Source organism: Herbaspirillum rubrisubalbicans (assembly GCF_003719195.1).
GTDB lineage: Bacteria > Pseudomonadota > Gammaproteobacteria > Burkholderiales > Burkholderiaceae_D > Herbaspirillum > Herbaspirillum rubrisubalbicans.
In genome coordinates this window covers 4,940,601-4,954,384 of the sequence record NZ_CP024996.1, presented here as the reverse complement: position 1 = coordinate 4,954,384, position 13,784 = coordinate 4,940,601, and the positions used below count along the sequence as shown (strand labels likewise).

Here is a 13,784-nt window from a genome sequence, read left to right as displayed (position 1 = left end):
ATCTTCTGACATCCTTCGCTAAACGAGTGTGTTACTCCGGGTAAAGAGAAAAAATCGGATTGCCGCGTTCAAAATAAATTTGTATGATGACCGGATAACCTGACTAAAACGACCGCGAGACACCATGTTTCAGAAGATCCCCGCACAGGCGCTCAGCGACACTGTTGCCAGGCAATTGCTGGAAAACATCGACGCCGGCGCCTTCCCCCGCGGCAGCAAGCTTCCCACGGAAGCGGTGCTGGCACAGCAGTTCGGTGTGAGTCGCACGGTGGTGCGCGAGGCCATTGCACGCCTGAAACATGAGGGCGTGGTCGAGCCGCGCCAGGGCAGTGGTGTGTTCGTGACCGAGCAGGCGGGCATCAAGCCGCTGCGCATCGATTACACCGAGGTCAGCTCGCCCCAGGCGGTGTTGCAGATCGTCGAGCTGCGTCGGGCCATTGAGGCCGAAGTGGCGGCCCAGGCGGCCAAGCGCCGCAGCGACGAGGACTTGCAGGCCATCGAGGCGGCGCTGGCGCAGATCGGTGTGGATGTGGCAGCAGGCGGGGATGGGGTGGCGGCTGATGTGGCCTTCCACCGCGCACTGGCGCAAGCCACGCGCAATCCCTACTTCATCAAGACACTGGAATTCCTGTCCCAGTATCTGGAAGCCGCCACCGCCATCACGCGCGGCAATGAAGCGCGTTACGAAGATTTCTCGCGCCAGGTGCGCGAAGAGCATGAGGCCATCGTCGCGGCCATCCGTGCCGGCGATGAAATGGCTGCACGCAATGCCGCGCAGACGCACATGTTCAATGCGGCAAGACGTCTGAGCCAGGGGCAGTCCTGAAGCAGGGATGGTCCAGGTTCAAAAGGCTGTAAATCATATAAATGATCTAAATGATTTAAATGTTTTATTGAAATTCGAACGCCGGCCAGAGCCGGCGTTGCATCATCAACCCGGCGCATGGGACTGCCCACCGACATCGGCAGCGGCGCCATCAACACGGAGTCAATTATGTCCAGGAATGTAGGTGTGATCGGTTTGGGTGCCATGGGTTATGGCGTGGCCAGCTCGTTGTTGCGTGCTGGCTTCAACGTCCACGCCTGCGATGTGCGCAAGGAAGTCCTGGACAAGTTCGCCGCTGCCGGTGGCGTAGCCTGTGCCAATCCGGCTGAACTGGCCGCCAAGGTGGACGTGGTCATCACCCTGGTGGTCAATGCCGCCCAGACCGAGCTGGTGCTCTTCGGCGAGAACGGCGCCGTCTGCGCGATGAAGCCGGGCAGCGTGGTCATCTCCAGCGCCACCGTGGCGCCCGACTTCGCCGTCGAACTGGGTCAGCGCCTGGCCGAGAAGGGCCTGCTGCTGCTGGACGCACCGGTTTCCGGGGGCGCCGCGCGCGCTGCTTCTGGCGAGATGACCATGATGACTTCCGGCCCCGCCGAGGTCTATGCCAAGATCGAAGACGTGCTGGCCGGCATGGCCGGCAAGGTCTATCGCCTGGGCGATACGCACGGCATCGGCTCCAAGGTCAAGATCATCAACCAGCTGCTGGCCGGCGTGCACATCGCTGCCTCCGCCGAAGCGATGGCCCTGGGCCTGCGCGAAGGCGTCAATGCGGATGCGCTGTATGACGTCATCACCCACAGCGCCGGCAACTCCTGGATGTTCGAGAACCGCGTGCCGCACATCCTGAACGGCGACTACACCCCGCTGTCGGCCGTGGACATCTTCGTCAAGGACCTGGGCCTGGTGCTCGATACCGCCCGCCGCAGCAAGTTCCCGCTGCCGCTGTCGGCTGCGGCCCACCAGATGTTCATGATGGCGTCCACCGCCGGCCATGGCGGCGAGGATGATTCGGCCGTCATCAAGATCTTCCCCGGCATCGACCTGCCGCCGGCCAAGGCCAAGTAAGTCGCAGCGACCGTATCGATAAGGAGTCCGACATGTCCCCATCCCGTCCCCTGCTCGGTTGTATCGCCGACGACTTCACTGGCGCCACCGACCTGGCCAACATGCTGGTGCGCGGTGGTATGCGTACCGTGCAGACCATCGGCGTACCCGCCGAGCTGCCGGCCGTCGCCGCCGATGCGCTGGTGATCGCGCTGAAGTCGCGCACCATTGCTCCCGCTGACGCCATCGAGCAATCGCTGGCCGCACTGCGCTGGTTGCAGCAGCAGGGTTGCACGCAGTTCTTCTTCAAGTATTGCTCCACCTTTGACTCCACCGACGAAGGCAACATCGGTCCGGTCACCGATGCGCTGATGCAGGCGCTGGGCGTGGACTTCACCATCGCCTGCCCGGCCTTCCCGGAAAACGGCCGTACCATCTACCGTGGTTACCTGTTCGTGGCCGATACGTTGTTGAACGAGTCGGGCATGGAAAACCATCCGCTCACCCCCATGACCGATGCCAACCTGGTGCGCGTACTGCAACGCCAGACTAAATCCAAGGTCGGCCTGGTGCGCTACGACACCGTGGCGCGCGGTGCTGCCGCCACGCAAGAGCGCTTCACCGCGCTGCGCAATGAAGGCGTGAAGATGGCCATCGCCGATGCGGTATCGGACAAGGACTTGTTCACGCTGGGCGAAGCCTGCGCTGAATTGAAACTCATCACCGGTGGTTCCGGCGTGGCCCTGGGCCTGCCCGAAAACTTCCGTCGCGCCGGTCTGTTGACGGCCGCCGGCCAAGCCGCGCAACTGCCCAAGGTCGATGGCCTGTCGGTGGTGCTGGCCGGTTCCGCCTCCAAGGCCACCAATGCCCAGGTGGCCGAATGGAAGGCCAAGCGTCCATCCTTCCGTATCGACCCGCTGGCTCTGGCTCGTGGCGAGGACGTGGTGGCGCAGGCACTGGCCTTTGCCGATGAACGTATCAAGAGCGAACCGGTGCTGATCTACGCCACCGCCACCCCCGATGAAGTCAAGGCGGTGCAGAAGGAACTGGGCGTGGCCAAGGCCGGCCACCTGGTCGAGCAGGCACTGGCTGCGATTGCCGCAGGTCTCAAGCAACGCGGCGTGCGCCAGTTCGTGGTGGCCGGCGGCGAGACCTCCGGTGCCGTGGTACAGGCACTGGACGTGCGCGCCCTGCGCATCGGCCCGCAGATCGATCCGGGCGTGCCGGCCACGGCCACCCTGGATGAGCAACCGGTGGCCCTGGCGCTGAAGTCGGGCAACTTCGGCAGCGTCGATTTCTTCGAGAAGGCCCTGCGCTACCTCGACGGGAAGACAGCATGAGCCGCACCACCAACGAAAGCGCACTGCGCGAAGAGATCTGCCGCATCGGTGCCTCGCTCTATCAGCGCGGCTACACCGTGGGTTCGGCCGGCAACATCAGCGCCCGTCTGGATGATGGCTGGCTGATCACGCCCACCGACGCCTGCCTGGGCTTTCTCGATCCGGCCGCCATTGCCAAGGTCAATGCGGCCGGTGAATGGGTCTCGGGCGACAAGCCCTCCAAGACCCTGGTCCTGCATCGCGCCATCTACGACAACAACCCTGAGATGCACGCCGTGGTGCATACGCATTCCACGCATCTGGTGTCGCTGACCATCAATGGCGTCTACAGCGAAGCGGACGTGCTGCCGCCGATCACGCCGTATTACGTGATGAAGGTCGGTCACATCCCGCTGATCCGCTATGCCCGTCCCGGCGCTCCCGAAGTGGCCGAGCAGGTAGCGAAGATCGCCACTCAGGTACGCGGCGTGCTGCTGGAACGTCTCGGTCCGGTGGTGTGGGAAAGCTCGGTCTCCAAGGCCGCGTTCGCCCTGGAAGAACTGGAAGAAACCGCCAAGCTGTGGCACTTGGCCGGTGGCCGGGCGACGCCGCTGGAAGAACCTGCTCTGCAGGAATTGCGCGCCACTTTCAAGGCGCGTTGGTAAGACCCGGGCAGCCTTCGCAACCCATTTGCAACAACGTTTCGTGGTGGTCGTCTCCGACCGCCATGCCCTGCTTGCGCCCAACGGAAGGCGGTGGGTCGCCAGCAGGAGCCAAGCCGGCACCAGACCGGCCAATCAATGCCCGCCATCCGCATCTCGCCCAAGGGATGCGGATGGCCCGATTGAATCCATAAATTGCCCGTCAACGCGCGGGCTCCAAGCAACCAGCGGCTGTTCTGCAGCCGCCACACTCTGAGGGAGATGTAACACCATGACTACCGCAAGCACTACCGGCGTCGGCCTCGACGTCAATGACAAATCCAAGGATGGGCTGTACAAGAAAGTCTTCTGGCGCATCATGCCATTCCTGATGCTGTGCTACGTGATCGCTTACCTGGATCGCGTCAATGTCGGCTTCGCCAAATTGCAGATGTCGCAGGATCTGGGCTTTTCGGAGACCGTCTTCGGTCTGGGTGCAGGTCTGTTCTTCATCGGCTACTTCCTCTTCGAAGTGCCCAGCAACATCCTGATGCACAAGGTCGGCGCCCGCATCTGGATCGCCCGCATCATGATTACCTGGGGCATCCTGTCGGCCGCCTTCATGTTCGTGCAGAACGCGACCCAGTTCTACATCCTGCGCTTTCTGCTGGGTCTGGCCGAAGCCGGTTTCTATCCCGGCATCATCCTGTACCTGACCTACTGGTTCCCTTCGCATCGTCGCGCCAAGGTGATTGCGGTCTTCATGTCCGGCATCCCGGTGGCCGGCATCCTGGGCAACCCGCTGTCGGGCTGGATCATGGATGCGTTCCACAACAATGGTGGCCTGGAAGGCTGGCAGTGGATGTTCCTGATCGAAGCCATTCCCGCCGTGCTGATCGGTGTGGCAACCGTCTTGTACCTGGACAATGACGTCAAGAGCGCCAAGTGGTTGACTGACGAAGAAAAGGCCAGCCTGCAAGCCGACATCGATGGTGATGCCAAGGGCAAGGAAAGCAAGCATGGCTTCGGCGCCATCGTCAAGGATGCGCGTGTCTGGCTGATGTGCCTGATCTACTTCTCCTTTGTCATGGGACAATATGGTCTCACGCTGTGGATGCCGACCCTGGTCAAGGCCACCGGCGTGAAGGGTAACCTGGAAATCGGTCTGCTCTCGGCCATTCCGTTCGGTTGCGCCATCGTTGCCATGAACCTGATCGGCCGCAGCGCCGACCGTCTGCGTGAACGTCGCTGGCACCTGGTGGTGCCGGCCCTGATGGGTGGCGTAGGCTTCGTCGGTGCGGCTCTGTTTGCCGACAACACCGCTGTCTCGATCGCCTCGCTGTCGTTGGCCGCGGCCGGCGTGCTGACCTGCGCACCGCTGTTCTGGTCGCTGCCGACCGCGTTCCTGTCGGGTGCGGCGGCTGCCGTTGGTATTGCCGCCATCAACTCGGTGGGCAACCTGGCCGGTTTCGTCAGCCCCTACCTGATCGGTTACCTCAAGGATCTCACCCACAACAACGCCACCGGCATGTACATGCTGGCCGTGATGCTGGTGGTGGGTTCGATTGCCACCCTGGCCACCAAGCCTGATGTGGTCAACAAGTAAGCTCTTCATCCGTTCAAAGCCCGCACGCACTGCCTGCGGGCTTTGATGTTTTTTGCACCGTCGGTGTTGGCGCGCTGTGCGCGCTACACTGGCACCCTTCGTTACCAAGGAGAACCCGATGCTGCGTTTTGCCGCCAACCTGAGCATGATGTACGTGGAACACGATTTTCTGGACCGCTTCGCCGCCGCCGCCAAGGATGGCTTCTCCGGCGTCGAGTTCCTGTTTCCCTACGACTACCAGCCTGAAGAGATCAAGTCGCGTCTGGAGGCCAACGGCCTGACCCAGGCTCTGTTCAACGCGCCGCCGGGCGACTGGGCCGCTGGTGAGCGTGGCATCGCTTCGCTGCCGGGCCGCGAAGACGAATTCAAGCGCAGCATCGACAACGCGCTGAAGTATGCCGCGGTGATTGGTAACAAGACGCTTCACGTCATGGCCGGTCTGATCCAGCCGGGGCAAGACCGCGCGCGCCATCGCGCGGTGTACCTGGACAATCTTTCATATGCCGCCCACCAGGCCGAAGCCGCCGGCCTGACCGTGGTCATCGAGCCGATCAACACCCGCAACATCCCCGGCTTCTTCCTGAACCGCCAGGATGATGCCCAAGCCATCTGTGCCGAAGTGGGTGCGCCCAACCTGAAGGTGCAATTCGACTGCTACCACTGCCAGATCGTCGAAGGCGACGTGGCCGTGAAGTTGAAGCGCGACATGCCCGGCATCGGTCACATCCAGATCGCCGGCGTGCCCGAGCGTCATGAGCCGGACGTGGGCGAACTGAACTATCCGTATCTGTTGAAGCTGATCGATACTCTGGGCTACCAGGGTTGGATCGGTTGCGAGTACAACCCCGCCGGGGCAACTTCGGCCGGGCTGGGTTGGCTGAAGGATTTGGCGGAACAGGGGCTGACCACGCTCAGGGTTTGATGGACTCAGAGCTGTATCGCTCATTCAGTCAAGAAAAGAAAAACGGAGCAGATTTAATGTGCTCCGTTTTTTTGTAAACGTATTTCCCAGTTCAGAACAGATCAATCTCCCCACCCACCGGCTTGGCCTGCAGCTTGGAAGCATATTCGCGCTCGCGGCTGACCAGGTCGGCGCCGGCATCCTTGATCTTCTTGACCAGCACCTTGCCGGTACGGGGGAAGAAATGTACCTTGCGCGGCCAGACATCGTTGAGGTCTTCGGCCACCACGCGGATCTTCTCCGCCGACAGGTAGTTCTTGACGAAGGCGGCATTGCGCTCGCCTACGTTCATCGCAGTCATGCCGCGCAATACAGCGCCGCCGCCGAAGACCTTGCATTCCAGGTTCTCGCGCCGGGCACCGGCCTTCAGGACGTCGTTGATAAGGACTTCCATGGCATAGGTGCCATAGCGCATGGAGGCCGAGACCGGGCTGTCGGCTTCGCCGCCGCCATCGGGCAGCATGAAGTGGTTCATCCCACCGACGCCTGTGACGCGGTCGCGCAGGCAGGCCGAGACACAGGAACCGAGGACGGTGACGATCATCATGTCTTCACCGGTATAGAAATATTCCCCCGGCAGGATCTTGGCGGTCGCGCAGTCGAAGGCCTTGTCATGGTAGACATAGGACGCGAAATTTTCCGGCTTGTTGATGACGGTCTGCATGGGGGCCCCTGATGATTCTTGTAGTCGTCCCGGTGAGGAACGGTGAATATGTGCTGGCATTGTCAGCCATGCATCCTCTCACAGATATAGGGAATTTTCCTAGCGTGCAACAGGCTTATGACCCGGCGTGAATGAGGGATATCCGCAATCGCTGCATATTCCCGCTCATGGTACCCTGCCGCCCCTCGACATGACCCGATCCCGGTCCGCTCTGACGGAGACGATATACAGGCATTCCCCAAATGCCGGAGAAAGGAATCGGACAGGCAGTTGAACCCGGCAGGCAGGCTCCAGGCACAGACCTGGTGCGTGCGTCGTGGCCCAGCGCAGCCATGCCCGGATGGCGTTTTGCTCACAGGCAACGCCCGTGACGCATCCCGGCGCACTTGCCCTCCACGGCAGGCGCGGCTCGATACGTCCCGTACCGGTTGTCCGACTCCCCAGCCCTGGGCCGGGGAGGCAGCCCCTCTCTCCATCACAAACGGATTAGACAATGTTGAAAAAATCCTTCCTGGCCATGCTGGGATTTGTCGTCGCGCTGGTCGTGACGCCCGCCTCGCAGGCGGCCGATATCAAGAAGGTCGATGTGCTGCTGGTCGGCGGCGGCATCATGAGCACCACGCTGGCCGTCTGGCTCAATGAGCTGGAACCGGGCTGGTCGATGGAAATGGTCGAGCGCCTCGATGGCGTGGCTGAGGAAAGCTCCAACGGCTGGAACAATGCCGGTACCGGCCACTCGGCCCTGGCCGAACTGAACTACACCCCTGAAGACAAGGATGGCAAGGTCCAGATTGCCAAGGCCATCGAGATCAATGAATCCTTCCAGATCTCGCGCCAGTTCTGGTCCTGGCAGGTCAAGAACGGCGTGTTGAAGAACCCGCGCTCCTTCATCAACTCCACCCCGCACATGAGCTTCATCTGGGGCGAGGACAACGTGACCTTCCTGAAGAAGCGCTACCAAGCCCTGCAAGCCAGCCCGCTGTTTGCCGGGATGCAGTATTCGGAAGACCACGAGCAGATCAAGAAATGGGTGCCGCTGATGATGGAAGGGCGCGATCCCAACCAGAAGCTGGCCGCTACCTGGAGCCCGCTGGGCACCGACGTCAACTTCGGCGAGATCACCCGCCAGTTTGCCGCCTACCTGCAAAGCCGTCCCAACTTCGCCCTGAAGCTCTCCAGCGAAGTGCGCGACATCACCCGCAACGCCGATGGCACCTGGCGCATCAGCTACAAGAACCTCAAGGATGGCAGCCTCACCGAGACCGATGCCAAGTTCGTCTTCATCGGTGCCGGTGGTGGCGCCCTGAAGTTGCTGCAGAAGTCCGGCATCCCCGAGGCGTGTGATTACGCCGCCTTCCCGGTGGGCGGTTCCTTCCTCATTACCGACAACCCGGCCATTGCCGAGCGTCACCTGGCCAAGGCCTATGGCAAGGCCTCCGTGGGCGCACCGCCCATGTCGGTGCCGCACCTGGATACCCGTGTGCTCGATGGCAAGCGAGTGATCCTGTTTGGCCCCTTCGCCACCTTCTCGACCAAGTTCTTGAAGCAAGGATCGTTGTGGGACCTGTTCTCGGCCACCACCACCCACAACGTCTGGCCCATGGCCCGCGTCGGTATCGATGAATACCCGCTGGTGGAATACCTGGCCGGCCAGTTGATGCTCTCCGACGACCAGCGCTTTGCGGCCCTGAAGGAATACTTCCCCAATGCCAAGAAGGAAGACTGGCGCCTGTGGCAAGCCGGCCAGCGCGTGCAGATCATCAAGCGCGACGACCAGAAGGGCGGAGTGTTGAAGCTGGGCACCGAGATCGTGGCGTCGGCCGATGGCAGCATGGCCGGCCTGCTGGGTGCTTCGCCGGGCGCCTCGACGGCGGCACCGATCATGCTGAGCGTGTTGCAGAAGGTCTTCAAGGACAAGCTGGCCACGCCCGAATGGCAGCAGAAGGTGCGCCAGATCGTGCCCAGCTATGGCATCAAGTTGAACGACCACCCGGATCAGGTCGCCAAGGAGTGGGCCTATACCGCCGAGGTGCTGCAACTGGCCCCGCCGCCGGTGATCGCTCCCAAGGCGGCCAAGGATGCGGTCAATGGCAGCATGGAAAAGCCCAAGGCCAATGCAGCGGCTGACATGGCGCTGTAAATGCTGGTAGGGCAGGATTGAGCAGGATTGAGCTGAGCAGGATTGAAAAAGGGTAGCCCGGTGGCTACCCTTTTTTATTGTCCTCTGGTATCAGAGGAGTTCGCCGCGCAAGGCAGTGGCACCTGCAGCAGCTCCGGCCACAGCGCACCCCAGTCGCTTTCATGCTTCATGCCCGGCACCACTTTGAGCGCGGCGCAGGGCGCGGCGCGCGCCACGAATGTGCGGGTGATGGCGGTGGGGATGACCTTGTCTTCGCTACCACTCACGTGCAGTTGCGGGATGTGCGCCACCTGCGCGGCGAAGTCGATGGGATTGAGTGAGCGCGGCATCTGTGACACCTCATGCCAGCGGTTCATGGCGACGTGGTCGAGGTTGCCGGCCACGGTGCGGATGGCGCTGACGTCCTTGCGGCGCGCCGCCAGCAACACCGCGATCGAACCACCTCCAGAGTAACCCACCAGCTCCAGCCTATCGGGCTGCAGGCGCGCCACATAGTAGCTCAAGGCTTCATCCATGGACGTCACCACCTCTGAGCCATAGCGCAGGCCGGTCCAGTAGGCGGGCTGGCAATCGGGATTGCGTGTCATTGACGTGAACTGGCAGGGCCGCGCCAGGTACACCACGTCGCCGCCGTCGTTGGCCGCCAGCCGCAGGCCCATGGCGGTGATCGGGGTGGGGTCCAGCGAGTGCTGGCTGCGCGTGATCCAGGCGCGGCCATCGCCTTCGATATAGACCCGCAGCAGTGGCGCGCGCTTCCTGGCGTGGACATAGCTGGTCAACAGGAAGCGGCCGCCGCGCACTTCCTCGCGCTGCAGGTCGCTCCTGTCGGAGATGGCATCGGCATGGCGCAAGGGATCGCTGGTACAGCCGGCCAGCAGGGCCGCCAGCATGACAGAGGGCAGCAAGGAGTGGAAAAAGGGAGGCAGACGCATGGCCGGATTGTCGCCGGAGTGGAAACGGCCCGCAAGCGCACGGTATGAAGATCTGAACGTTCCTGCCCCATGTTTGGCCCATGAGGCGGGCGCGTGATGGCGGTATATGAACTTTTGTGTAGTGTTTCTGATAATCTTCCAGGCTGGTCGTCAATCAACATGACAACAGACGAAGGGGGAGCGATGAACTTGTTCGACACCGCTGCGGGGGCAGATCAGCATGGATAAGGCCTTGTGGAATTTTCTCTTGCCGCACTGGGATGGCTCGGCCTATGGCGGCCTGCAATGTTTGCTGGCGCTGCTGGCATTGGCCCCGGTGATAGCCTTGCCGCTGCTGCTGGCACGCACGGCGCAACCCGCGCAGTGGCAGGCGCGCCTGATTCGCATCGCTGACCAGCCGGCCAGCTTGCCTCTTACCACCACTCCTGAACAACTGAGCCAGGCGGTGGCCACGGCCGCCGAACGGTGGGCCGTCGTGCTGCCCGGCCTGATGCTGATGCTGGGACTGCTCGGCACCTTCATCGGCCTGGGCCTGGCCTTGAGCGCAGTGGGCGTGCCTGATGCACAAGCTGCGCTGGGGTCCGTCATTGATGCACTGGGCAGCCAATTCAAGAGCGCCGTCTGGGGCCTGCTCGCCTTTCTGATCCTGAAGAGTTGGAACACCGTCCGTCCACATGAACAGGCGCGCCTGGCCTGGAGTCTGGCGACGCTCCAGGCACTCACCGACGCCGCCGTGCAGCGTCAGTCACAGCAGCAAGCCCAGCAGCAGCAGCGCCTGGTCGAGGCCATCACCCAGAGCGGCAATGCCCTGCTGGTGGCGCAACAGGCCGAAGCCCAGCGCGCGCACCTGCGCCACGGCGAATTGCTGGATGCGTTGCAGCAGACCGCTGCGCGTGCTTCCTGAGGTGGCGATGAAGGAATCGGACCATGTATGGGTGGCCGCCAGCGGCCTGATGGCTGCACTGGCGGCGGTACTGATGGTGCTATTGGTCGCTACCCGCGCGGGTGTCACGCACGTAGTGCAGGCCGCCCTGCCGATACAGCCGCCGCCTGCGCCAGCAGCAACACCAGCGCCAGCCGCCGCACCGACAAGCACGGCCCGCCGGGAAGCGGACGGTCCCGGGTTGACGGGCGTGTTGCGAGAGGTACAGACGGTCTTTGCGCAGCAGGGCGCTGCTAACCTGGTCGCCGTCGATACCGAGGCCGGCAAGATCACCTTGAAGGAAGGCGCTTTCCGCCGTGGCAGTGCCTGCATCGAACCGGAGGCACGCGCGGCCTTCGCCCAGGTCGAGGAGCGTATCGCTGACTACCTGACCCGCAACCCGGCCGGCCGCATCTATGTAGAAGGGCACACCGATGACAAGCCGGTCAAGGCGCCGGTCACCGACGTGCGTGCCTATTGCACCGTCTATGACGACAATTTCACGCTCTCTGCTGCTCGCGCCCGCCAAGCACGTCTGCTGCTGGTCGGCCACAGCGCCCCGCAAGCGGCGCGCCGGGTGATCGTGGCCGGCTATGGCGATTCACAACCGCTGCCGGGATTGGCCGCCAGTGACGAACGCAATCGCCGGGTGGAGGTCAGGTTCGTCAACGGCGCAAGCAACTGATAACTGATGCTCAGGATATCCTGAAGCGGCCGATGGTGGAGGCCAGGGTATTGGCCTGCGTCTGCAAGGTGGCCGACGCGGCGGCCGATTGCTCCACCAGGGCGGCGTTCTGCTGCACCATGGAATCGAGTTGGATCACTGCGCGATTGACTTCCTGGATGCCGCGCGTCTGTTCGCCCGTGGCGCGGGCGATCCCCGAAATGAGCGATTGCACATCGGCCGACTGGGTCACGATCTCGCCCATGGTCTTGCCGGCCTGGCGCACTTGTACCGATCCCGCAGAGACTCGCGACACCGTGGTTTCGACCAGTTCCTTGACCTCGCGCGCGGCCTCGGCGCTACGCTGGGCCAGGCTGCGCACTTCATGTGCCACCACTGCGAAGCCGCGCCCCTGTTCACCGGCACGTGCGGCTTCCACCGCGGCATTCAAGGCCAGGATATTGGTCTGGAAAGCGATGCCATCGATGACGCTGATGATGGCGCCGATCTGGCCGGATACCTTTTCGATCTCGCCCATGGTGGAGACGGCGTCGGAGACCACCTTGCCACCTTGCGAGGCAATCTCGGTGGCAGTGCTGGAACGCTGATCAGCCTCTTGCGCTGCGGCCGTGGAACGACCCACCGTCTCCGAAATCTCGGCCATCGATGCCGCTGTCTGCTCCAGGCTGGCCGCGGCCGATTCGGTGCGCGATGACAGATCCTGGTTGGCCGTGGCAATTTCATTGGAGGCGGTGCGCACCGCTTCGCTGGCTTCGTGGATATCGAGCATCACGTTTTGCAACTGGCCGACGAACTGGTTGAAGGAGCGCGAGATGATGGCCACTTCGTCCTTGCCCTGATCGGGCAGGCGTTGCGTGAGGTCGCCGCTGCCCGAGCCGATGGCCGTCATGGCCTGGCTGACCTGACCGAGGCGACGGAACGCCTTCGTGGTCACGGCTACGCCGATCATCGAGGCGATGCCGACGATGAGCAGCAGGGCCAGCAGCGAGGCATTGAGCAGAGAGCGCGCACCGGCCATTGCTTCGGCTTCATCGATGGCGATTACGATGCTCCAGTCGGTGCCGCGGATTTTCTGGGCGCGAACCAGCTTGGTGCGACCGTCGACCACGATCTTCATAGGGGCGGCCGTATTGCCTTCAGCAGAGGAGATCAACTGGCTGAATTCCGGGGCGATATCGGTGACTTGCTTGAAGCGCAGGTCGGCGTTGGGGTGAGCGATGATGCGACCGTTCTGGTCGATCAGCATCCCGAAACTCTCGGGCGTAGGGTGGATCGACTTGATCGTGTCCACCACGCTATCGAGTGCGACGTCACCCACCAGTACCGCCTTGAGAGTGCCTTCGCGCATCACCGGAATGGCCAGCGCTACCAGCAAGAGCTTGCTGGTGCTGATATAGGGAATGGCTGCCGGCTTGCCGGCCTGCACTGCGCCCTTGTACCAGGGACGGCTGGTGGGATCATAGGTGGCGGGGATATTGGGCCAGTCGGTAAACTTGGTCTTCTTGTCGGGGTAGCCCACGCCCACATCGTAGAAGCCACCGGCGACCTGGATCTGCTTGAGCATGGCGTCGGGGGAGTCGGTCAGCACGACGTCCTGCAAGGAGTCGACCAGGTGTGTCTTTTCAGCTACCCAGTCGCCGATCACGCGGGCATGGTCGCTCACGGATGTGGAGAGATTGCTGTCAGTGGCGTCCCACATACTATCCCGGGCGATCAGGTAATTGGTGGCGGTGCTGACCACCACGGAAAAGACAACCAGCGCAACGAAGGCGCAGACTACGCGAGCGCGAATGGAAGTGAGCATGTGGATGTGTAATTTTGAGTGGAGTCAGGTCAGGCTAGCAAAGGCCCTGTGGGCTGTCCACGAATAGTCGAGATAGGTGTCGCCAGGCCGCAGATTGTGCTGTTTGGAGGGGGCAAACAGTGCGCTTATGTTGTTCCGAGGTGGTTTCTGACGGTGGGCTGACAATATGGTTTCGCTGCGATGACAGGACGGCTGTTCCGGGCGCTTGTCAGGCTTGAAGGGCGCACTGAAATGCTATCG

General features: G+C 62.5%; 12 protein-coding genes. 9 read left to right on the top strand and 3 right to left on the bottom strand.

What is annotated here, in order from left to right; all coding sequences use genetic code 11:
• Positions 1-124 precede the first annotated feature (124 nt).
• From RC54_RS22080 to otnI, 6 genes are all read left to right on the top strand, one after another.
• Positions 125-826, top strand: a complete 702-nt coding sequence (locus RC54_RS22080) for a FadR/GntR family transcriptional regulator (protein ID WP_058896945.1) — start codon at positions 125-127, stop codon at positions 824-826.
• 117 nt (positions 827-943) lie between these two features.
• Positions 944-1,891 carry an L-threonate dehydrogenase gene (ltnD, locus tag RC54_RS22075; protein WP_082803184.1) on the top strand — a complete coding sequence of 316 codons (948 nt, stop codon included), beginning with the start codon at positions 944-946 and terminating at the stop codon, positions 1,889-1,891.
• 32 nt (positions 1,892-1,923) lie between these two features.
• Positions 1,924-3,210, top strand: a complete 1,287-nt coding sequence (gene otnK, locus RC54_RS22070) for a 3-oxo-tetronate kinase (RefSeq protein ID WP_058896943.1) — start codon at positions 1,924-1,926, stop codon at positions 3,208-3,210.
• On the top strand, positions 3,207-3,854 hold the full coding sequence (gene otnC / locus RC54_RS22065; protein ID WP_061790366.1) for a 3-oxo-tetronate 4-phosphate decarboxylase: 648 nt from the start codon (positions 3,207-3,209) through the stop codon (positions 3,852-3,854). Before otnK ends, otnC begins: the two co-directional genes overlap by 4 nt.
• 268 nt (positions 3,855-4,122) lie before the next feature.
• Positions 4,123-5,436: an MFS transporter gene (locus RC54_RS22060; protein ID WP_058896941.1), complete on the top strand. Its 1,314-nt coding sequence runs from the start codon at positions 4,123-4,125 to the stop codon at positions 5,434-5,436.
• Positions 5,437-5,554: 118 nt separating this feature from the next.
• Positions 5,555-6,358, top strand: coding sequence for a 2-oxo-tetronate isomerase (otnI, locus tag RC54_RS22055; RefSeq protein WP_058896940.1), 804 nt, complete (start codon positions 5,555-5,557; stop codon positions 6,356-6,358).
• A 91-nt stretch (positions 6,359-6,449) separates the two neighbouring features.
• On the opposite strand, the gene cheD is transcribed toward otnI, so the two are convergent.
• Entirely contained in the window at positions 6,450-7,061 is a 612-nt protein-coding gene (cheD, locus tag RC54_RS22050; protein ID WP_058896939.1) for a chemoreceptor glutamine deamidase CheD, read from the bottom strand.
• A 517-nt stretch (positions 7,062-7,578) separates the two neighbouring features.
• Here cheD and mqo point away from each other — a divergent pair.
• Positions 7,579-9,201 carry a malate dehydrogenase (quinone) gene (mqo, locus tag RC54_RS22045; protein ID WP_373281459.1) on the top strand — a complete coding sequence of 541 codons (1,623 nt, stop codon included), beginning with the start codon at positions 7,579-7,581 and terminating at the stop codon, positions 9,199-9,201.
• 74 nt (positions 9,202-9,275) lie between these two features.
• Here the strand turns inward: mqo and RC54_RS22040 are convergent, their stop codons facing one another.
• Positions 9,276-10,133: an alpha/beta hydrolase family protein gene (locus RC54_RS22040; protein WP_061790368.1), complete on the bottom strand. Its 858-nt coding sequence runs from the start codon at positions 10,131-10,133 to the stop codon at positions 9,276-9,278.
• A 220-nt stretch (positions 10,134-10,353) separates the two neighbouring features.
• Between RC54_RS22040 and RC54_RS22035 the strand changes: the two genes are divergently transcribed.
• Both RC54_RS22035 and RC54_RS22030 read left to right on the top strand, forming a co-directional pair.
• Positions 10,354-11,037, top strand: coding sequence for a hypothetical protein (locus tag RC54_RS22035; protein WP_061790369.1), 684 nt, complete (start codon positions 10,354-10,356; stop codon positions 11,035-11,037).
• Entirely contained in the window at positions 11,003-11,740 is a 738-nt protein-coding gene (locus RC54_RS22030; RefSeq protein WP_244216401.1) for an OmpA/MotB family protein, read from the top strand. The genes RC54_RS22035 and RC54_RS22030 overlap by 35 nt, the downstream gene beginning before the upstream one ends.
• 10 nt (positions 11,741-11,750) lie before the next feature.
• Here the strand turns inward: RC54_RS22030 and RC54_RS22025 are convergent, their stop codons facing one another.
• Positions 11,751-13,544, bottom strand: a complete 1,794-nt coding sequence (locus RC54_RS22025; protein WP_061790371.1) for a methyl-accepting chemotaxis protein — start codon at positions 13,542-13,544, stop codon at positions 11,751-11,753.
• Positions 13,545-13,784 lie beyond the last annotated feature (240 nt).